We start from the raw sequence: 19,215 nt of genomic DNA on the forward strand, positions 1-19,215 counted from the left end.
TCACGGGGCGCGAAGCATCCCGAACCGGCCCATTGCGTCCGGCCGTCCGATGATCCGGGGCTCGCGACGGCGCGCGGCGCCGGGGCGGTCGGTGAACACCGGATGAGCGTCCGGCCGCCTGCGGACCGGCCGCCGGTGACCGGCGGGAGGACTGCTGATCCATGTCCGTAGATGGGTGCCGGACGTTCCGTTTCCGTTGCACCGCAGGCCATCCCGGGTGCCAACGATCCGGTGAGGAGCGGCACCGCGGTGCCGCCGCAGCCACCGTCAACCGGGGGAACCCGCCATGTCTGGTCCCGTGTCCGCTGCCGTCCTCAGCCGCCGCAACGTCCTGATCGCCTCGGGTGCGACCGCCCTGGGTGCGGGGCTCGGTTTCGCCCTCGTCCCCGGTTCGGGCGACGCGAAGGCACAGCCGCCCGCCGAACCCGGCGCCGAACCCGTCGACGGTGCCGCCCCGTCAGCACCGTCCGCTCCGGCCGCCGCCGAGCCCTTCACCGCCGGCACGACCCTCCAGTCCGTCGCCTCGCCGCTCGGCGGCGGGGGCTATCGCCGGCTCGGCGACGGCCCGGGGTGGCAGCGGGTCGTCCGCACCGAACTGGGCGCCGCCAAGAGCGGCCGCGCCGCGCGCCGTACGCCCCTGTCTTGTTTCGTGCACTTCACCGACCTGCACCTCACGGACGTGCAGAACCCGCAGCGTTACGAGTTCCTGCGCTCCGCCGCCTCCACGGGCTGGCGTCCCCAGGAGGCCCTCACCAACGCCGGCGCCGTCTCCCTGGTCGAGCGGGTCAACGCCCTGCGGCACGGGCCCGCCACCGGCACGCCCATCGGTTTCGTCATGACCACCGGCGACAACACCGACAACAACTCGCGGATCGAACTGGACTGGTTCCTCACGGTGATGAGCGGTGGCCGCTTCACCCCCGACTCCGGCGACCCGGGCCACTACGAGGGCGTCCAGGACTCCGGCCTGAAGGGTTTCTGGCAGCCGGACGGCGCCCTGCGCGACGTCGACAAGGCGCTCGGCTACCCCCGCCTGCCCGGTTTCCTGGCGGCCGCGGTCCGCGAGCTCAACAGCCCCGGGCTGAACGTCCCCTGGTACTCCACCATCGGCAACCACGACCAGCTGTACGGGGGTTCGTACGCCGCCTCGTCCTTCTTCCACGACCTCGCGCTCGGCTCACGCAAGTTGTTCTCGCTGCCCCCGGCCGAGGCCGAAGCCGTCAACGCGTTCCTGCGCGAGGGGCCCGACCCCCAGGGCACCCGCTTCCGCCAGGCCTGGAACCGCTACAAGTCCGGCGCCCGCACCGTCACCCCCGACGAACGCCGGGCACCGGTCACCCCGCGCGGGTACATCGCCGCCCACCTGGACCCGGCGCACGCCGGCGCGGGTCCCGTCGGCCACGGCTACACGACGGCCGAACTCGACTCCGGCCTGCTCCACTACACGTTCCGGATCTCCGGCGGCGTGCTCGGCGTCAGCCTCGACACCACCGACCGGGGCGGCGACTACCGCGGCTCCCTCGGCACGGCCCAGATGGACTGGCTGGACCGGACGCTCACCACGCACGCCGACGACACCGTCCTGGTCTTCAGCCACCACGCCAGCTGGTCGATGACCAACCTGGTCCGCGACCCCGCCCGCCCCAGCGAGCGACGGCACGGTGGCGACGAGGTGCTCGCGCTGCTCCGCAGGCACCGCAACGTCGCCGCCTGGATCAACGGGCACAGCCACAAGAACAAGATCGTCCCGCACGGCACCTTCTGGGAGGTCTCCACCGCCTCCCACGTCGACCACCCGCAGCTGGCCCGGATCGTCGAGCTGACCGACAACCACGACGGCACGCTCTCGCTGCTCTGCACGCTCGTGGAGTCCGCGGCCCCCTACCGCACCGACTTCACCGACCTGTCGCAGACCGGACTCGCCGCCCTCTACCGCGAGCTCGCGTTCAACTCCCCGGGAGCCCGCGCGACGCTCTCCGGCGAGCCGGGCGACCGCAACGTGGAGCTGCTGCTGAAGAAGCGCTGACCGCCGCGCTCACCGCGGGAGCACCACCACCCACGACGCGGGGTTGCGGTCGGCCGCGGCCATCAGGGCCGTACGGACGACGGTGGCCTGCTGCTCCAGGGACTCCCGCAGCTTGCGCGGCGTGATGTGCACGACCGAGATGCCGAGCCGCTCCAGATGCTCGCGCTTGCGGGCGTACTCGCCCCACAGGGCGTCGTCCTCCTGCCGGGGCACGCGGGCGTCGAGCTCCACCGCGACCGCGTGCTCCGGCCAGTACGCGTCCACGCCGCCCAGGTGCGGGCCGCCCGGCAGCCGCAGGTCGACGTTCCACAGCGGATCGGGCAGCCCGAAGCAGCGCACCATCGTGTACAGCCGGTTCTCGGCGATCGCCCGGCCCTCGGCCACCAGCGCGTCGACCGCCTCCACCACGTGCGGCCGGGACAGCAGACGGGCCCGGCTCAGCTCCCCGACCAGCGCCGTCGCCTCGCAGTGGCCGCCGCGCACCGCCTCGGTCAGCACCTGGCGGACCGCCCGGGCGTCGTCCAGCTCCTCCACCGCGTCCGCCAGCGCCCGGGGCAGCGGCGCGCACGGCATGCCCTGCACCTCCCGCGGCCGGGGCAGCGCGGTGGTGCGCACCAGCCCCACGTCGCCCACGGCGCGCAGCCTGCGCTGCCGGGTCACCAGCAGGTCGATCCGGTCCAGGCCGACCAGCGGCGGCACCGAGGAGAAGCGGTGCAGGGCGAGCGCCGCGAGGCCCGTGACCATCGCCTCGCGGCCCGCGTAGAGCAGCGCCGCCCGGACCCGCTCGTCGCCGGTGGGCCGCCCGCGGTGCAGGACGTACACCCGGGGCAGCACCTCCTGCCAGGGGCCGCCGGGGCGGCAGCGCTCGGCCAGCGTCTCGGGGGTGACGCCGTGCTCCCGCAACTGCCGGGCCGACAGCACCGTCGGCCGGGTACGGGAGAGGTGGTCGAGGGGGCGGGGGCTGAGGGGGATGTTGTGGTTCATGCCGGGTGGATTCCCGCATCCCTCAGGGAGCCTAACGGCTGTTACCGTACCGTCGACAAATGCGGACATCCCCGCACTAAAGTTCAGACGTTCGGTTGCCGAGCGGCATTTTTCACCTATTCGAGTGACCGGCCTTGCCTCACCTGCCCCCGGCCCTGGCGATGCTGCCGCACCACCGGGGCCGGGCGGTACCCCACGTACGCCATTGGGGTGACCGGTCACCTGTTCCCTTCCGGGAGGGGGTCTCAGACCGCCGCCGCGTCCCGCTCCTGGGCCCGCAGCGCCCGGGCGAGGTCGTCACGGCACTCGGCGACCAGCCGGCGCAGCGCCGGCGGCGCGTCCGCGTGCCCGCCCAGCCAGGCGTCGGCGGCGTCGAGGGTGGCGGGCCGGTCCTGGTGGTGCGGGAAGAGCCCGCGGACGACGGCCATGCCGATCTCGATCGAGCGCTCCTTCCAGACCCTCCCGATCACGTCGAAGTAGCGGTCCGCGTAGGGGGCGAGCAGCTCGCGCTGGCCCGCCTGGTCGAAGCCCGCGATGGTGGCCTCGACGAGCGCGTTGGACAGCGCGTCGGACTCCACGACCGACGCCCAGCACTGCTCCTTGACGGCCGCGGAGGGCCGCGCCGCCAGGCAGCGCACCTGGTGCCGCTTGCCCGAGGCGGTGTCGTCGCGGGCGAGCTCCGCCGCGACGGCGGCCTCGTCGGCCGCGCCGCCGGCGGCCAGCGCTTCCAGGAAGGTCCAGCGCAGCTCCTGGTCCACCTCGAGCCCGTCGATCTTCCCGGTGCCGTCGAGCAGCCCGCGCAGCACGTCCGCCCCGGCGTCCCCGGAGGCGACGGCCGCGTAGAAGCGGGCCCAGGCCAGCTGGTGGCCGCTGCCCGGGGCCGCCGCGCGCAGCTCGCGCAGCGCGCCGTCCGCCAGCTCCCGCCCGCCCTGCCCGCGCCAGGCGGGTGCCGCGTAGTCGTTCAGGGCCGTACGGGCCTGCATGTGCAGCCCCTGCAGGACGCCGATGTCGGTCTCGGCGCCGGCGAAGCGCAGCACAAGGCCGAGGTAGTCGCGGGCGGGCATCAGGCCGTCGCGGGTCATGTTCCACACCGCGGACCACGCCAGGGCGCGGGCCATGGGGTCGGTGAGCGAGCCCAGGTGCTCCCGGACCGTGGTCAGGGAGTCCTCGTCGAAGCGGATCTTGCAGTAGGTCAGGTCGTCGTCGTTGACCAGCACCAGGTCGGGCCGCTCCGCCCCGGCCAGCTCGCCCACCACCGTGCGCGGGCCCGCGACGTCGGTCTCGGCGCGTGCGTAGCGCTCCACGGTGCCGTCCGGGGTGTGCCGGTAGAGCCCCACCACGACCCGGTGCGGGCGCAGCTCGGGGTGCGAGGGCGCGGCCTCCTGCACCACGGCCAGCTCGGCGATCCGCCCGTCGGCGTCGTACGTCACCTGCGGGGTCAGCGAGTTGACGCCCGCGGTCTGCAGCCAGGACCGGGACCACCCGGCCATGTCGCGCCCCGAGGTCTCGGCCAGCACCGACAGCAGGTCGCCCAGCTCGGTGTTGCCGTAGGCGTGGCGCTGGAAGTAGCGGCGCGCGCCCTCCAGGAAGGCGTCCCGTCCGACGTAGGCGACCAGTTGCTTGAGCACGCTGGCGCCCTTGGCGTAGGTGATGCCGTCGAAGTTGAGCTTGGCGTCCTCCAGGTCGCGGATGTCGGCCGTGACCGGGTGGGTGGAGGGCAGCTGGTCGGCGCGGTAGGCCCAGGCCTTGCGGCGGTTGGCGAAGGTGATCCAGCCCTCCTTGTAGCGGGTGGCCTCCACCAGCGAGAACGCGCCCATGAAGTCGGCGAAGGACTCCTTCAGCCACAGGTCGTCCCACCACCGCATGGTGACCAGGTCGCCGAACCACATGTGCGCCATCTCGTGCAGGATGACGTTCGCCCGGCCCTCGTAGGACGCCTGGGTGACCTTGCCGCGGAAGACGTACTCCTCGCGGAAGGTGACCAGCCCCGGGTTCTCCATCGCGCCGATGTTGTACTCGGGCACGAAGGCCTGGTCGTACTTCCCGAAGGGGTACGGGTAGCCGAAGTGGTCGTGGAAGAAGTCCAGGCCCTGCTTGGTGACGGTGAAGATCTCCTCGGCGTCGAAGTGCCGGGCGAGGCCCTTGCGGCACAGCGCCCCCAGCGGGATCTCCAGCTCGGAACCGTCCGGCAGCGCGCGCCGGTAGGTGTCGTGGACCATGTGGTACGGCCCGGCGACGACGGCCGTGATGTACGTGGAGATCGGGCGGGTCGGCGCGAAGTGCCGGGTCTCGCCGCCGTCGCGGACCTCGGTGACACGCTCGTTGCCCAGCACCACCCAGGACTCGGGCGCCGTGACGGAGAAGGTGAACGGCGCCTTCAGGTCGGGCTGCTCGAAGTCGGCGAAGACCCGGCGGGCGTCGGCGGGCTCGTACTGCGTGTAGAGGTAGACCTCGCCGTCCTCGGGGTCGGTGAAGCGGTGCATGCCCTCGCCCGTCCGGCTGTAGGCGCACTGCGCGTCCACGACCAGGACGTTCTCGGCGGCCAGGTCGTCCAGCGCGATCCGTGTCCCGTCGAAGACCACCGCGGGGTCCAGTTCCCGGCCGTTGAGCGTCACCGACGTGACGGAGGGCGCCAGCAGGTCCGCGAAGCTGGACGCGCCGGGCTCCGTGCAGCGGAACCTGACGGTGGTCACGGACCGGAACGTCGGCTCCTGCGGACGCAGCGCCGACCGCAGGTCGAGGGCGACCTCGTAACCGTCCACGGCCAGCAGCCGTGCCCGCTCTCGGGCCTCGTCACGCGTGAGGTTCTCACCGGGCACGGGGTCTCCATCCTTCGCACGCCGTCGTGGGATCTGTCTTGTGGACGCCACGCATCTTCGCACGTCGGCCCTGACGGCGGCGCACGGGAATGGGGATGGCACCGAGGGCGTTGCGCGTTGCGGACCACGTGTCACCGCATCATGCCCAGAGGAGAGAACCGTGACCGAGACCACGACCACCCCCACCCCGGTGGACTTCTGGTTCGACCCCGCCTGCCCTTGGGCGTGGATGACCTCACGCTGGATGCTGGAGGTGGAGAAGGTGCGCCCCGTCGAGGTGCGCTGGCACGTGATGAGCCTCGCGGTGCTCAACGAGAACCGTGACGAGCTGCCCGAGCAGTACCGGGAGTTCCTGACCACGGCCTGGGGCCCGGTCCGCGTCTGCATCGCCGCCGAGCAGAAGTACGGCAGCAAGGTGCTCGGCCCCCTCTACACCGCGCTGGGCACGCGTATCCACAACCAGGGCCTGGGACACAAGGACCACGACGTCATCGTCGCCGCGCTGGAGGAGGCGGGCCTGCCCGCCGACCTCGCCGACTTCGCCCGCAGCGACGCCTACGACGAGGAGCTGCGCGCCTCCCACCAGGAGGGCATCTCCAAGGTCGGCCAGGACGTCGGCACCCCGGTCATCGCGGTGCCCGGCGCCGACGGCGAGCAGATCGCCTTCTTCGGTCCGGTCGTCACCCCGGCGCCCAAGGGCGAGGCCGCGGCTCGCCTGTGGGACGGCACCCTGCTCGTCGCGTCGACCCCCGGCTTCTACGAGATCAAGCGGACCCGCGACCAGGGCCCGGTCTTCGACTGAGGCTGCCGGTCCGGTTCAAAAGTGCCGGAGCAGTTCGGGAAAGGCCGTCAGCCGCAGCACCCGCCCGTCGGCCGGGTCGAGCTCGGACTGCTCCAGCACCCAGGTGTTCTCGTTGGGGATGAACACCGCGCTCATCCCCGCCTCGCGCGCGGGCAGGATGTCCGACTTCGGGGAGTTCCCGATCATCCAGCTCCTGCCTGGCGCGTAGCCGTACTCCGCCAGCAGGGCGCGGTAGGTGTCCGCGGCCTTCTCCGGCACGATGTGCACCCCGCGGAAGCGGTCGGCCAGCCCCGAGGCGGCCACCTTGCGCGCCTGCTCATCCTCGTCACCCTTGGTGAGCAGCAGCAGCTCGTGGCGGGTGCCCAGCTCCTCCAGCGTGCTCGCCACGCCGGGCATCAGCTCCACCCGGTGCTCCACGAAGGCCACCGCCAGCTCGTCCACCCGCCGGAGCTCGGCCTGCGTGACGGGCCGCTCCCGCAGCCGCTCCAGGAGCTCGCCGAGGCTGCGCAGGAAGACCTTGCTGCCGTAGCCGTGGACGACCGCGTTCGCCGCCTCGATCTCGTTGAGCAGCGCCCTGATCTGCGCGCGGTCCAGGAGGGGATGGTCCACCCAGTCCAGGAAGTCCTCTATCACCCGCTCGAAGACCACGTTGTTCTCCCACAACGTGTCGTCCGCGTCGAAGACCAGTACCTGTCCGGTCAGCCGTGCCTCGTCCATCCCGCGAGCGTATCCAGCACCTGCCGCCGGGGGCCGCGCATTTTCCGCGCGGCGCTACGCGTGCCGTCCGGCGAGGGCCGCGTCCAGCTCCGCGCGGGACGGCGGATCGGCGCCCACTCGCGTGCAGTTGAGCGCCGCGGCCGTGACGCAGCGCTCCAGTACCGCGGCGAGCTCCTCCCGCGAGGCCGGGACGCCTTCGCCGGCGATCGCGTCGAGCAGCGCCGCCTGGAAGGCGTCGCCCGCGCCGATGGTGTCGACGACGTCGACCTCGGGCGCGGCCACCCGTACCAGGGCGCCGTCGGTCACCGCGAACGCGCCGTCCGGACCCAGCGTGACGACCGCGAGCCGCGGCCCCTCGGCGAGCAGCGCCCGGGCGGCCTCCTCCGGGGCGAGCCGCGGGAAGAGCCAGGCCAGGTCGGCGTCACTGGCCTTGACCACGTCCGTGACCCCGGCCAGCCGCAGGCACGCCCGGCGGTAGGCGAGCCGGTCGGGCTGGACGGCCGGCCGCACGTTGAGGTCGGCGACGACGGTGCGCCCCGGCAGGGCGTGCAGGTCGCGGCAGAGTTCCAGCACCCGCGTCGCACCCGGTTCGACCACCGCGGCGAGCGAACCGGTGTGCAGCACCGCGGTGTCCGCGGGCAGCGGCAGCCGCTCCGGGTCCCATGCGGCCAGGAAGTCGTAGGAGGCGGAGCCGTCCCGGTCCAGGTAGGCCATCGCCAGTGTGGTGCGCCCGGCCGGGCTCGTGGCGCGGACGACCTCGACCCCGGTGGACTCCAGGTGCGCCCGCACCAGCTCGCCGGGCGGGTCGTCGCCCCACGTGGTGACCAGGGTGGTGGGCCGCCCGAGCCGGTGCAGGCCGACCGCGACGTTGGCCGGGCTGCCGCCCGGCACGGGGGTGACCTGCCGCTCCCCGGAACGCCACAGCAGGTCGACGAGGACCTCGCCGACGACGCCGACGCGGGAGGGGGAGGACGGAGCGCTCATGCGGGCAGCATAGGAGGCCGTCGTACGGGCGCCGGAGCGGTGTCGGAGCGGTGCCGGACCCGGCCGGTGGCGCTGCTCCGGCGGCGATTGGAGAAACCCCACTAAGGCCCGGGTGACGAAGCTCACGCCCGGCGCCGCATCCTTGTAGGAAGCCGACCAACGCCGTGATCAGGCCTTTGTGATCGGCGGACGATGATCGGCGGGGGCGACGCGGGTTAACGTCACGGTGTCCCGAACCGACCCTCACCCCGCGGAGTCACCCGATGGCCAGCGCAGTTCCCGCCGCTTCCGCCGTACGGACCCACCCGGTCCTCGCCGACCTCATCCCCGCTTCGCGGTTGCGCGACGCGGCCCTCGTCACCGGTGGCGCCGTACTGACCGGTCTGGCCGCGCAGTTGTCGGTCCCGGTTCCCGGGTCGCCGGTGCCCGTGACGGGCCAGACCTTCGCCGCGCTGCTGGTGGGCACCGCCCTCGGGGCTCGCCGCGGCTTCCTGGCGCTCGCGCTGTACGCGGTCGCCGGTGTCGCCGGCGTGCCGTGGTTCGCGGAGGGTTCGTCGGGCGCGGCGGCGCCGAGCTTCGGTTACATCCTCGGCATGGCGCTGGCGTCGGCGCTCGTGGGCGCGCTGGCCCGGCGGGGCGCGGACCGCAGCGTGTGGCGGATGGCCGGCGTCATGGTGGCCGGCAGCGCCGTCACCTACGCCGTGGGCGTCCCCTACCTCGCGCTGGCCGCGCACCTGACGCTGGGCCAGGCCGTGGCGCTGGGCCTGACGCCGTACCTGATCGGCGACGCGGTGAAGGCCGCCCTCGCCATGGGCGCGCTGCCCGCCGCCTGGAAGCTGGTCGGCCGGCGCGGCTGACCCGCTACGACCTGCGGCGCACCCGGGTGGGGGCGGGGCGAAGGCCCCGCCCCCACCCGTTCTCCGTCAGTGCCGCGGTGCCGGCCCGCGCCGGGTCAGCCACAGGCCCGCGCCGCCCGCCGCCAGCAACAGGCCGCCGCCCAGCAGGAGGACGGCCGTGCGGCCGGGAGCGCCGGTGTCCGGCAGCGTGCCGGGCGCGGAGGGACTGGCGCCCGCGGAGGTGTCGGGGCCGAAGGGCACGTTGTCGGTGCCCAGCAGCAGCGGGGTGTCGGGTGCGTTCGGCGTGGGCTTGCTGGTGCCGAACGGGACCGGTCCCTGCTGCCACAGCAGGGTGCCGGTGTCGCCGAGCATCACGGGCAGGCAGATCTTGCCCTTGCCCTGGAGGTCGTAGGTCGCGGACACGGTGTATGTCTTGCTCTTCCCCGCGGCCAGTTTTCCGACGGCGCAGCTGAATCCGCTGTTCGAACCGTCCGGGAGTTGTGCCTTCGGAATCGGGTCGCAGCCCTGCACGGCGGTCACCGCGAGGGCGTCGAAACCGACCACCGCGGGAGCGGCCGCCGCGGCCGTCGCCGTCACCGTCGTTCTGCTCACCGCGCCGCGCACCGGCCATCGCGAGGGCCCCGTGGTCGCGGGCACCAGCCGTCCCCCGTCCACCGGAGCCACCTCGTCCACGGGGACGTCCACCGGCGCGCCCGCCCCCGGGGAGCGCAACGAGACCGGCTTCGCCTGGGAGCCGCCGCGGGGCTGGACGCGCAGCGCCAAGAGCCCGTCCAACGTCCACTACCACGCCCCGGACGGACAGCAGGAGATCGCCGCCTCGTACGCACTCGCACGGGGCGGCGATCTCCTGGAGCAGTGGCGCGCCTTCGAGGCCGGTTCCCACGACGTGCCCGGCTACCGGAAGACCCGGCTGGAGCGGACGTCGTTCCGCGGTCGTCCCGCCGTCGTGTGGGAGTACGCCTTCACCCAGGCCGGCGCGCCCTGGCGGGCACGGCAGCTCGGCTTCACCGAGGGGGGCAAGTCGTACCAGCTGAACGTCTGGTACGCGGCTTCGGCCGGGTCCGCCGCGCTGGCCGCCTACGACCGGGTGGGGGAGTCCTTCCGGCCCTTGTGAAGCAGTTGGCGCACCACCGCGACGGCGACCACGCCGAGCCCCACCAGCACCGAGACGACCACCTGGTCCCGGCCGCCGCCGTCGGCGGTGTCGGTGAGCATGTAGCCGAGCACGAACACGATCATCGCGATCGTCGCCCAGGTCAGGTACGGGTACAGCCACATCCGCACCCGCAGCCGCTCCGGGGCCTCCTTCAGGATGATCTTCCGCATGCGCAGCTGCGAGAAGCAGATCACCAGCCACACGAACAGCGCGATCGCACCGGAGGCGTTGAGCAGGAAGAGGAAGACGGTGTCGGGGTACTTGTAGTTGAAGAAGACCGCGACGAAGCCGAAGACGACCGAGCCCAGGATCGCCGCCTGCGGCACACCGCGCCTGGTGGTGCGGGCGAACGCCTTGGGCGCGTCACCGCGCCGGCCCAGCGAGAAGGCCATGCGCGAGGCCGTGTAGAGGCCGGAGTTGAGGCAGGACAGCACGGCCGTGAGCACGATCACGTTCATGATCTGTCCGGCGTGCGCGATGCCGATCGAGTTCAGCGCGGCGACGTAGGAGCCGTCCTTGATGATCGACGGGTCGTTCCACGGCAGCAGCGACACCACGATGAAGATCGAGCCGAGGTAGAAGACGCCGATCCGCCAGATCACGCTGTTGGTGGCCTTGGTGACCGCGCGCTCCGGGTCGGCGGACTCGCCGGCCGCCAGTGTGACGATCTCGCTGCCCATGAAGGAGAACACGACCAGCAGCACACCGGTGAGGATCTTGCCGGGGCCGTTGGGGAGGAAGCCGCCGTGCGCGGTGAGGTTGTCCAGCCCCGCGGCGTCGTCGTGGCTGCCGGGCAGCACGCCGAGGACCGCGAGCGCGCCGAGCACGATGAAGCCGGCGATGGCCACGACCTTGATCCCGGCGAACCAGAACTCGAACTCGCCGTAGGAGGCCACCGAGGCCAGGTTGGTCGCGGTGAGCACGACCATCACGATCAGCGCCCAGCCCCACTGCGGCACGGCCGGGACCCAGCCCTCCAGGATCTTGGCCCCGGCGGTCGCCTCGACCGCCAGCACCACGACCCAGAAGAACCAGTACAGCCAGCCGATGGAGAAGCCCGCCCAGCGGCCCAGCGCGCGGTCGGCGTAGGCGGAGAAGGAGCCGGAGGTGGGGTTCGCGGCCGCCATTTCGCCAAGCATGCGCATGACGAAGACGACCATGGTGCCGACGAGGGCGTACGACAGGAGGATGCCGGGACCGGCGGCGGCGATGCCGGACGCGGAGCCGACGAAGAGGCCGGCGCCGATCACGCCGCCGATCGCGATCATCGACAGGTGGCGGTTCTTGAGCCCGGCCTTCAGGCCCGAGCCGTCCTGCGGTTCCGTCGTGGCCTCGTGGGCCGCAGCGGTGGAGCCGGCCACTGGGGTGGGGGGACGTGTACTCATGGGGTGGCATGAAACAGGGCCCGGCGCGGCCGGGGAACCTTTGATTCCGTTTTGTTGTCTTATCCTCAAGCCACCCTCAAATCCCCCTCACGCAGCACCCACGGCATGTCGCCCAGCGTGCCCGTGCGACACTCGTCCGTATGCGCGTGTACCTCGGTTCCGACCATGCCGGCTTTGAACTCAAGAACCACCTCGTGGAGTGGCTCGAGGCCAACGGGCACGAGCCCGTCGACTGCGGCCCGCACATCTACGACGCCCAGGACGACTACCCGCCGTTCTGCCTGCGCGCCGCGGAGCGCACCGCCGCGGACCCCGGCTCCCTCGGCATCGTGATCGGCGGCTCGGGCAACGGCGAGGCCATCGCGGCCAACAAGGTCAAGGGCGTCCGGGCCGCGCTCGCCTGGAGCCAGGAGACCGCGACCCTCGGCCGCGAGCACAACGACGCCAACGTCATCAGCGTCGGCGCCCGCATGCACACCACCGACGAGGCCACCAAGTTCGTCGAGGTCTTCCTCGGCACGCCCTACTCGGGTGAGCCGCGCCACACCCGCCGCATCGACATGCTCACCGCGTACGAGACCACCGGCGAGCTGCCCCCGATCCCGCCGCACCACCCGCAGGAGGGCTGATCCGGGCATGCCCGAGGGGCATACGATCCACCGCCTCGCCGCGGACCACGAGGCACGCTTCGCCGGCCGGGTGGTCCGCGCGAGCAGTCCGCAGGGCAAGTTCTCCGACGGCGCCGCCCTCCTGGACGGCGCCGTGATGGAGTCCGCGGAGGCCCACGGCAAGCACCTCTTCCTGGGGTTCGGCCCGGTCGGCTGGGTCCACGTCCACCTCGGGCTGTATGGGAAGTCCGGTTTCGGCACCGGGCCGGGCGGGGCCCCCGTCGGCCAGGTCAGGCTGCGCCTGGCCACCGACGAGCACCACGCCGACCTGCGCGGGCCGACCGCCTGCGAGCTGATCACCGGGGCCGAGAAGCAGGCCATACACGACCGGCTCGGCCCTGACCCGCTGCGGCCCGCCAACACCGGGGAGCGCGCCTGGGCCCGCATAGCACGCAGCCGCACCAGCATCGCCGCACTGCTGATGGACCAGAAGGTCGTCGCGGGCGTCGGCAACGTCTACCGCGCCGAGGTCCTCTTCCGCCACGGCGTCGACCCGTACCTGGCGGGACGCGACCTGGACCGCGCGCGGTGGGACGCGATCTGGGCCGATCTGGTGGCCCTGATGCGCGAGGGCGTGCGGAACAACCGCATCGACACCGTCCGCCCCGAGCACACCCCCGAGGCCATGGGCCGTCCGCCGCGCATCGACGACCACGGCGGCGAGGTCTACGTCTACCGCCGTGCGGGGATGCCGTGCCACGTCTGCGGCACCGAGGTGCGCGCCGCCTCCCTGGTGGCGCGCAACCTCTTCTGGTGCCCCGTCTGCCAGCCCGTCCGGGGCTGACGCCCCGCTCGGACCAGGGGCCGGCCGGGGACACGCCCAAGGGAGCGCCCCGGCCGGTGGACACGGGCCCGAGCGGGGACCTAGAAGCCGTGCGGCAGCCAGGGGGCGACGTCGCCGCCGAAAGCCACCGTGGCCTCCCGCAGCGCGCCCTGCCGCAGTTCCCGCACGCGTCCCGCCCGCGCCAGTGCGGTCAGCGAGACGTCGCCCAGGTAGGCCGCGCCCAGCTCGCGCACCGACAGCGCCAGGTCCGCGGTGTCCGTCGTCCGCTCGCACGTGGCGCCCTTGGCGTCGCCGCCGAGCCGCCAGCGGCCCTCGTTCCAGGGGCAGAACGGGTCCGAGACCTCCAGTACGACGTCCAGCGGGGCAGCGTAGGTACGGGCCGACAGGGCCGCGCCCACCTCGACCGGGCGCAGCAGCAGGCCGTCCCTGACGCGCACGCCGCAGCGGCGCACGTCGTCGACCAGGTGCAGGACCGGGTCGTCGGCGGGACGGTTGCGCGCGGTGATGCGGCAGGTGAGGTCGATGCCGAACAGGTAGTGCCACAGGGCGGCGTATGTGTCCGGATCCAGTGCCTCCAGGTCGCGCAGCACCACCGTTCCGTCCGGTCCGGCCGCATTCCAGGCGGACTTCACCGCGTAGCGCGTGTAGCCCCGCACCTCCCCGTCGCGCTCGGCGACCACGCAGAGCAGTTTCGACGCGCCGTCCCGGAACGCCTCCGGGTCGAGCACGCCCTTGCGCTCCCAGTTAGGCCGCCGCTCCAGCATGCCCGGCCGGGTGGGCACCTGCCGCGCGTAGACTTCCTCGCAGGCCGCCAGGGCCTCCTGCGGGTCGGCGAAGCGCAAGGTGACCCCGTCGGCGCCCGCGGGCACGGTGAGGCCGGCGCGCAGGGTGTCGACCTCCAAGGTCGTCTGGCGGGTGGCGACCTCGTAGCCGTACCGGCCGTAGATCGCCGGCTCGGACGCCGTGAGCACCGCAAGGGGCTCGCCCCGTTCGTGCACCTCGTCCAGCTGCCGCCGCATCATCGAGGTCAGCAGCCCGCGGCGGCGGTGCGTCGAGGCGACGCTGACCATGGTGACGCCCGCCGCCGGGACCACGGCGCCGCCCGGCACCGCCATGCGGAAGGAGAACGCCCCCGCGGTGCCGACGACCTCCGCGCCGTCCCAGGCCGCGATCGACCGGGAGAACTCGGTCACCCCGCGGTCGAACTCCCGCTCCTCCGCCGGCCAGACCGCGCTGCCGAACGCGCGTTCCAGCGTGCTGAACCACTCGTCCCACTGTTCGGACTCGAGAACCCGCAACTCCACCGTCATGTGCCCTGCCTACCAGTCGCCCCAAGGGCGGGCGAACGGTTTTCGCCGGTCGTGGCGGCGAATCGGCGCACCATGAGGGGCACCTCCGATGCGGAGAACGGGTGAGGGTGGATAGGGTCGCCGGGAACATGGCACGACGCCCGGTAGGAGACGGATTCGGGGCCCGGTGGCGCAGGACGGTCCACCGGGCCCGCGTAGGCCTGCGCAAATCCGCCGTGGACTACTTCCGCGGCGACGCGGCCGACTGGCTCGCCCTGACCGTCCTGACGATCAGTGTCCCGCTGATCGCCTGGGCCACGGTGCTGGCGCCGCAATGGTGCCCGCCCACCACCCTGGTGCTGCCCGTCCTCGTCGGCGGCCTGCTGCTGCGCCCCTCCAGCCTTCTGCTGCTGTACGGGGCGAGTGCCGCCGCGATGGTCGTGGAGTCCGCCGTCCTCGGCCCGTACCGCGACGGCGTCGGCCGGGTGACCCCGGGCACCGTGCTGGTGGTGGCGGCCGTGGCCCTGGCCGGGCTGATCGTCGCGCAGTTCCGCGCCCGGGTCGGCGTGCCCTGGATGCGCGGCGGCACGATGCTCTTCGACCTGCGCGAGCGCATCCGGGTGCAGAGCAGGCTGCCGAGGCTGCCCGACGGCTGGCACGCCGAGATGGCGCTGCGGCCGGCCGGCGGCCAGTCCTTCTCCGGCGACTTCGTGGTGGCCACCCGCACCTCGGGCGGGCGGATCCTGGAGGCCGTCCTCACCGACGTGTCGGGCAAGGGCATGGACGCCGGCTCCCGCGCCCTGCTGCTCTCCGGCGCCTTCGGCGGCCTGCTCGGCTCACTGCCGCCGCACGCCTTCCTCACCGCCGCCAACGGCTACCTGCTCCGGCAGAACTGGGACGAGGGCTTCGCCACCTCCGTCCACCTGGTGCTGGACGTGGAGACCGGCGACTACGAGCTGCTCTCCGCGGGCCACCTGCCGGGCATGCAGCTCAGCGCGGGCACCGGCCGCTGGGAGGAGAAGGCGGCCGAGGGGCCGCTGCTGGGGGTGTACGACGGCGCCGAGTTCAACAGCGTGAAGGGCACGCTGCGCTCCGGCGACGTCCTGCTGCTCTTCACCGACGGCCTGGTCGAGGCCGCCGGCCGCGACATCACCGAAGGCATCGACCGGCTCATCGGCGAGGCCGACCGGTACGTCGCCCACGGCTTCCGCGGCGCGGCCTGGCAGCTGATCGAGGCGGTCGCCAAGGACGTCAACGACGACCGCGCCCTGCTCATCGTGTGCCGGGACTAGCCGCCGGCCGGAACGCCCAGGACATCTTCGGCTCCATCGCGAAGCGGAACAGCCGCTGCACCGCAGGGGTGCACAGCGCGGTGACCACCACGACGGCGATCGCGGTGACCACGACCTGGCCCAGCGGGGTGTGGATCCAGGCCTGGTCGTACCAGCTGCCGAAGCGGGAGCCCTTGGCGAGGAAGCCGTGCAGCAGGTACCCGTAGAGCGTGCCGGCGCCGAGGGCCGTGAACCACATGCGGCGGCGCGGCACCCAGGCGAAGAAGCACACCGTCAGCGCCAGGGAGCAGCAGAACAGCGCCAGCGTCATGACGGGCCCCGTCCACCAGGGCGCGCCCAGCTCCTGGGCGCTCGTGCGGTGGTAGAGCCAGGCCCGGTCCATCCGGGGCGCCACCCAGTAGGAGACGACCAGCGCGGCGAGCCCCACCGGAACGGACAGCACGCGCACCACCCGGCGCCGGGCGAGGTGGAAGTGCTCCGCCTTCAGGCACATGCCGAGCACGAAGAAGGGCAGGAACTGCAGGACGCGCTGGAGTTCCAGGTCGTCGCCGATGGTCGGGGTGACGGACGCGAGGGCCGCGATCACCAGGGCGACGGCGACCGGCTGCCGGACGATGCGCCAGATGGGGGCGGTGAGGCGCCAGATGAAGAGGGCGGCGAGGAACCAGGTGAGGTACCAGGGGTCGAGCAGGCTGAGCGGTTGCGGCGCCGCGTCGTCGGCCCAGTTCCTGAAGAGCGAGTAGGCGGCCTCGAAGAGCAGGTACGGGACGGCGATGCCGGTGATCAGTCTCCTGACGCGGTCCGGGCGGGCGTCGAAACTCTTCGAGAAGTAGCCGGAGATGACGATGAAGGCCGGCATGTGGAACGCGTACACGAGGATGTAGAGCGCGCCGGCGGCCCTGCTGTGCCCGGTGAGCGGTTCCCAGGCGTGGCCCATCGCGACCAGGACGATCGCGAGGTACTTGGCGTTGTCGAAGAACGGGTCGCGCCCGGCGGAGGGCGCGGAGGCGGTGGCGGGGGCGGCGGACCCCGCGGGGGCGGCCGGCCCGGGGGCGGGGGCGGCTTCCGTGCGGGGAGCGGGGAGAACGGAATTCCCGGTCTGGGTCCTGCCGGGGGACAGGGTGTTCGTGCGGTGGGGCTGGAACATTTGATGCACCATAGCGGGCGCCTCTGCCTGAGTAAATTCTCGATCGGAATGGCGGTAGCGGCGCTGCTACCCCGGAATGCATGTGTCATGCCACTGCCCGTTCCGTGACGCTATGGGCAGTCATATAAGGGTTGAACGGGGCATATCGGCACACGGGTTGGCGTCTGTGCAGGTTTTTTGATGATCGTTTGTGTGGCAAGTGCATGTGCGGGGAAATAGTTTGGGGGAAATTCACTCGAACGTGCCGTGCAATTGCGAGATTGTCCTCATCCGAAGTGATCAGAAGTGATCGCGATGTCCTGCGTCACAGGTGTGCGACCCCGGCGCGCGGGGAAGAGGTGTCCCGCGGGGTCACGGTGGCAGGTGGCAGGTGGCACGATGGACGTCGCGGGGGTGCGGCTGCGTTGCTCCCCCGGAACGGTGAGGCGTCAGACCGAGGATGTGATCCCCAGTGGCCATCTCCCTGTCCGTGGTGCTGTTGTTGGCGATCATCATGATCGTCCTGATAAGGGGCAAGACGCTCAAGGTTGGTCCGGCCATCGTCGCCGCGCTCTTCGGCTTCTTCCTTGCCTCCACGGGCATGGCGCCGGCGATCAACAAGTTCCTCGACTCGTTGGCGGACACCATCAACCAGATAAACCTCTGAGCGGTCCCCGTCACATGGCACAGGTCACCCGTCACCCGGCGCGGTGGCCGCGCCGAGTGACGGGGAGTCAGGCGACGGCCGGTGTGCGGTCCTCGGCCGTCCCGATGATGCGGCGCAGCGCGGCGGCCCGCTCCTGCGGGTCCCGGGCGGACAGCAACGCCGCCAGTACGGCGATGCGGGCCTGCCCCGCGCGCAGCGTCCCGGCCAGCACACCGCCGGCCGCGGCGAGGTCCACCGCGCCGCCCCCGGTGTACATCGGCGCCACCGGCCCGGCCGCCACCCGGGTGCTCACGGCGACCAGCACCCCGGCGTCGACCGCGCGGCGGACCGCCGCCACGAAATCGGGCGTCGCGTTGCCCGCGCCGGTGCCGACCAGCACGATGCCCTGGGCCCCCGCACCCAGCGCGGCCTCGAAGAGCACGGGGTCGGCGTCCACGTGGTGCATGACGACGTCGACGCGCGGCGCCGTGACGTGTGCGTCCGGCAGCGGCAGCGCCGTGGCACGCGGCCGGGGGGCGCCCCAGGCGATCTCGCCGAACTTCACCCGTCCCAGCGGCCGGCCCGAGGGGTCGGCGAAGGCCTGGACGTCCAGGGTGTGCGCCTTGACCGTGCCCTGGGCGGCGTGCACGAAGCCGCCGAAGGTGATGACCACGCCGATGTCCTCGCCGGTCGCGGCGGTCAGCAGCGCGTCGTAGAGGTTGCCCGCCGCGTCCCCGTCCACGGCGTCCAGCGGGAGCTGGGCGCCGGTGAGGACCACCGGGCGCCGGTCGCCGTGGTGGAGGTCCAGGAGGAAGGCGGACTCCTCCATGGTGTCGGTGCCGTGGGTCACCACGACGCCGTCCACGCCCGGGTCCGCCAGCACCTCGTGGACGGTCCGCAGCAGTTCCAGCTGGTGGGCGGAGGTCAGCCGCGAGCTGTTCACCGTGAACAGGTCGCGCACGGTCACCTCGACGCCCTCGGGGACCGCGCCCGCCGCCAGCACCTCGTGGCCGGCGGCCTCGGCCGCGTACCCGGCCCCCTGCCACCGGCTGGCGATCGTGCCGCCGGTGCCGATCACGACGATGTGCTTCACGTGTCCCTCACTCGCGTGTTCGTCTGACTCCTCCGCGGCAAGGATATGCGGTGAACCCCGGCATCGGATTGCCAATCAGCCCGCGTAGATCGCCCAAGCGTGGTATCTATCGCCCTCATGGATGCCATCGACAGAAGAATCTTGCGTGAGCTCCAGGCCGACGGCCGGCTCACCAACCAGGAACTGGCCGCCCGCGTCGGCCTCACCCCCTCCCCGTGCCTGCGCAGGGTGCGCCAGCTGGAGGAGGACGGGGTGATCCAGAGCTACCGGGCCGTCGTCGACCCGGCCGCCGTCGGCCGCGGTTTCGAGGTCTTCGCCTCCGTCGAGGTACGGCGGGACCGCGAGTCCGTCGCCGCCTTCGAGGAGCAGGTGCAGGCCATCCCCGACATCGTCGAGGCCTATCGGCTCTACGGCGCGCCCGGCTGCCTGCTGCGGATCGCGGTGGCCGACAGCGACGCCTACGAGCGCTTCTGGACCGAGAAGCTGATCGCCCTGCCGGGCGTGAGCGAGGTGAACTCGCAGATGATCATGAAGCGGATCAAGGGCCCGCAGGGCGTGCCGGTCGGCTAGGGCCGGGGTTCGCCGGG

The 19,215-nt window shown here is 72.5% G+C and carries 18 protein-coding genes; 9 read left to right on the plus strand and 9 right to left on the minus strand.

The features are described from left to right. The first annotated feature begins 286 nt into the window (after positions 1 to 286). Positions 287 to 2,026 (plus strand): TIGR03767 family metallophosphoesterase, encoded by a 1,740-nt coding sequence (locus tag ABZ312_RS13535; RefSeq protein ID WP_500322899.1) that lies wholly within the window; start codon positions 287 to 289, stop codon positions 2,024 to 2,026. Between the two features lie 9 nt (positions 2,027 to 2,035). Here the strand turns inward: ABZ312_RS13535 and ABZ312_RS13540 are convergent, their stop codons facing one another. Both ABZ312_RS13540 and pepN read right to left on the minus strand, forming a co-directional pair. Then, positions 2,036 to 3,010 (minus strand): hypothetical protein, encoded by a 975-nt coding sequence (locus ABZ312_RS13540; protein ID WP_500322900.1) that lies wholly within the window; start codon positions 3,008 to 3,010, stop codon positions 2,036 to 2,038. 245 nt (positions 3,011 to 3,255) lie between these two features. After that, positions 3,256 to 5,829: an aminopeptidase N gene (gene pepN, locus ABZ312_RS13545; RefSeq protein WP_500437662.1), complete on the minus strand. Its 2,574-nt coding sequence runs from the start codon at positions 5,827 to 5,829 to the stop codon at positions 3,256 to 3,258. A gap of 160 nt (positions 5,830 to 5,989) precedes the next feature. On the opposite strand from pepN, the gene ABZ312_RS13550 reads away from it, so the two are divergent. Beyond that, positions 5,990 to 6,631, plus strand: coding sequence for a mycothiol-dependent nitroreductase Rv2466c family protein (locus ABZ312_RS13550; RefSeq protein WP_499511907.1), 642 nt, complete (start codon positions 5,990 to 5,992; stop codon positions 6,629 to 6,631). 15 nt (positions 6,632 to 6,646) lie between these two features. Here the strand turns inward: ABZ312_RS13550 and ABZ312_RS13555 are convergent, their stop codons facing one another. Together ABZ312_RS13555 and ABZ312_RS13560 are read right to left on the minus strand one after the other, a co-directional pair. Next, the gene (locus tag ABZ312_RS13555) at positions 6,647 to 7,348 is read right to left on the minus strand and encodes an HAD family hydrolase (protein ID WP_500437663.1); all 702 of its coding nucleotides are present in this window, start codon (positions 7,346 to 7,348) and stop codon (positions 6,647 to 6,649) included. 54 nt (positions 7,349 to 7,402) lie between these two features. Next, positions 7,403 to 8,332, minus strand: a complete 930-nt coding sequence (locus tag ABZ312_RS13560; protein ID WP_500322905.1) for a carbohydrate kinase family protein — start codon at positions 8,330 to 8,332, stop codon at positions 7,403 to 7,405. Between the two features lie 263 nt (positions 8,333 to 8,595). Here ABZ312_RS13560 and ABZ312_RS13565 point away from each other — a divergent pair, with 263 nt between their 5' ends. Beyond that, entirely contained in the window at positions 8,596 to 9,189 is a 594-nt protein-coding gene (locus ABZ312_RS13565) for a biotin transporter BioY (protein ID WP_500322907.1), read from the plus strand. Between the two features lie 66 nt (positions 9,190 to 9,255). Here ABZ312_RS13565 and ABZ312_RS13570 read toward each other — a convergent pair whose 3' ends face one another. Then, positions 9,256 to 9,780, minus strand: a complete 525-nt coding sequence (locus ABZ312_RS13570; RefSeq protein ID WP_500322908.1) for a hypothetical protein — start codon at positions 9,778 to 9,780, stop codon at positions 9,256 to 9,258. A 31-nt stretch (positions 9,781 to 9,811) separates the two neighbouring features. Here ABZ312_RS13570 and ABZ312_RS13575 point away from each other — a divergent pair, with 31 nt between their 5' ends. Then, on the plus strand, positions 9,812 to 10,303 hold the full coding sequence (locus ABZ312_RS13575; protein WP_500322910.1) for a serine/threonine kinase C-terminal domain-containing protein: 492 nt from the start codon (positions 9,812 to 9,814) through the stop codon (positions 10,301 to 10,303). Here ABZ312_RS13575 and ABZ312_RS13580 read toward each other — a convergent pair. Next, positions 10,267 to 11,730 (minus strand): amino acid permease, encoded by a 1,464-nt coding sequence (locus ABZ312_RS13580; RefSeq protein ID WP_500437665.1) that lies wholly within the window; start codon positions 11,728 to 11,730, stop codon positions 10,267 to 10,269. The genes ABZ312_RS13575 and ABZ312_RS13580 overlap by 37 nt on opposite strands. Positions 11,731 to 11,870: 140 nt before the next feature. Here ABZ312_RS13580 and ABZ312_RS13585 point away from each other — a divergent pair, with 140 nt between their 5' ends. Then, positions 11,871 to 12,359 (plus strand): ribose-5-phosphate isomerase, encoded by a 489-nt coding sequence (locus tag ABZ312_RS13585; RefSeq protein WP_500322912.1) that lies wholly within the window; start codon positions 11,871 to 11,873, stop codon positions 12,357 to 12,359. A gap of 7 nt (positions 12,360 to 12,366) precedes the next feature. After that, positions 12,367 to 13,182 carry an Fpg/Nei family DNA glycosylase gene (locus ABZ312_RS13590; RefSeq protein WP_500437667.1) on the plus strand — a complete coding sequence of 272 codons (816 nt, stop codon included), beginning with the start codon at positions 12,367 to 12,369 and terminating at the stop codon, positions 13,180 to 13,182. Between the two features lie 80 nt (positions 13,183 to 13,262). On the opposite strand, the gene ABZ312_RS13595 is transcribed toward ABZ312_RS13590, so the two are convergent. Beyond that, positions 13,263 to 14,492 carry a GNAT family N-acetyltransferase gene (locus ABZ312_RS13595; protein ID WP_500322915.1) on the minus strand — a complete coding sequence of 410 codons (1,230 nt, stop codon included), beginning with the start codon at positions 14,490 to 14,492 and terminating at the stop codon, positions 13,263 to 13,265. Positions 14,493 to 14,620: 128 nt separating this feature from the next. Here ABZ312_RS13595 and ABZ312_RS13600 point away from each other — a divergent pair, with 128 nt between their 5' ends. Beyond that, positions 14,621 to 15,763, plus strand: coding sequence for a PP2C family protein-serine/threonine phosphatase (locus tag ABZ312_RS13600; RefSeq protein WP_500322916.1), 1,143 nt, complete (start codon positions 14,621 to 14,623; stop codon positions 15,761 to 15,763). Here the strand turns inward: ABZ312_RS13600 and ABZ312_RS13605 are convergent. After that, a complete protein-coding gene (locus ABZ312_RS13605; RefSeq protein WP_500322917.1) occupies positions 15,744 to 16,910 on the minus strand; it encodes an acyltransferase family protein in 1,167 nt (388 codons plus the stop codon). The genes ABZ312_RS13600 and ABZ312_RS13605 overlap by 20 nt on opposite strands. A gap of 451 nt (positions 16,911 to 17,361) precedes the next feature. On the opposite strand from ABZ312_RS13605, the gene ABZ312_RS13610 reads away from it, so the two are divergent. Continuing rightward, positions 17,362 to 17,556, plus strand: a complete 195-nt coding sequence (locus ABZ312_RS13610) for a hypothetical protein (RefSeq protein WP_361795409.1) — start codon at positions 17,362 to 17,364, stop codon at positions 17,554 to 17,556. Positions 17,557 to 17,623: 67 nt separating this feature from the next. Here ABZ312_RS13610 and ABZ312_RS13615 read toward each other — a convergent pair whose 3' ends face one another. After that, on the minus strand, positions 17,624 to 18,628 hold the full coding sequence (locus ABZ312_RS13615; protein ID WP_500359001.1) for an asparaginase: 1,005 nt from the start codon (positions 18,626 to 18,628) through the stop codon (positions 17,624 to 17,626). A gap of 117 nt (positions 18,629 to 18,745) precedes the next feature. Here ABZ312_RS13615 and ABZ312_RS13620 point away from each other — a divergent pair, with 117 nt between their 5' ends. Continuing rightward, positions 18,746 to 19,198 (plus strand): Lrp/AsnC family transcriptional regulator, encoded by a 453-nt coding sequence (locus tag ABZ312_RS13620; RefSeq protein ID WP_499511894.1) that lies wholly within the window; start codon positions 18,746 to 18,748, stop codon positions 19,196 to 19,198. The last annotated feature ends 17 nt before the right edge of the window (positions 19,199 to 19,215 follow it).

This window comes from Streptomyces sp. NPDC006207 (assembly GCF_040613835.1).
Taxonomy (GTDB): Bacteria; Actinomycetota; Actinomycetes; order Streptomycetales; family Streptomycetaceae; genus Actinacidiphila.

Excerpts from the sequence above, each read along its gene's own strand:
- ABZ312_RS13565 (WP_500322907.1), top strand. The coding sequence starts at position 8,596 with ATGGCCAGCGCAGTTCCCGCCGCTTCCGCCGTACGGACCCACCCGGTC.
- ABZ312_RS13555 (WP_500437663.1), bottom strand. The coding sequence starts at position 7,348 with ATGGACGAGGCACGGCTGACCGGACAGGTACTGGTCTTCGACGCGGAC.
- ABZ312_RS13600 (WP_500322916.1), top strand. The coding sequence starts at position 14,621 with ATGGCACGACGCCCGGTAGGAGACGGATTCGGGGCCCGGTGGCGCAGG.
- ABZ312_RS13560 (WP_500322905.1), bottom strand. The coding sequence starts at position 8,332 with ATGAGCGCTCCGTCCTCCCCCTCCCGCGTCGGCGTCGTCGGCGAGGTC.
- ABZ312_RS13580 (WP_500437665.1), bottom strand. The coding sequence starts at position 11,730 with ATGAGTACACGTCCCCCCACCCCAGTGGCCGGCTCCACCGCTGCGGCC.
- ABZ312_RS13595 (WP_500322915.1), bottom strand. The coding sequence starts at position 14,492 with ATGACGGTGGAGTTGCGGGTTCTCGAGTCCGAACAGTGGGACGAGTGG.
- ABZ312_RS13590 (WP_500437667.1), top strand. The coding sequence starts at position 12,367 with ATGCCCGAGGGGCATACGATCCACCGCCTCGCCGCGGACCACGAGGCA.
- ABZ312_RS13540 (WP_500322900.1), bottom strand. The coding sequence starts at position 3,010 with ATGAACCACAACATCCCCCTCAGCCCCCGCCCCCTCGACCACCTCTCC.
- ABZ312_RS13585 (WP_500322912.1), top strand. The coding sequence starts at position 11,871 with ATGCGCGTGTACCTCGGTTCCGACCATGCCGGCTTTGAACTCAAGAAC.
- ABZ312_RS13535 (WP_500322899.1), top strand. The coding sequence starts at position 287 with ATGTCTGGTCCCGTGTCCGCTGCCGTCCTCAGCCGCCGCAACGTCCTG.
- ABZ312_RS13620 (WP_499511894.1), top strand. The coding sequence starts at position 18,746 with ATGGATGCCATCGACAGAAGAATCTTGCGTGAGCTCCAGGCCGACGGC.
- ABZ312_RS13605 (WP_500322917.1), bottom strand. The coding sequence starts at position 16,910 with ATGTTCCAGCCCCACCGCACGAACACCCTGTCCCCCGGCAGGACCCAG.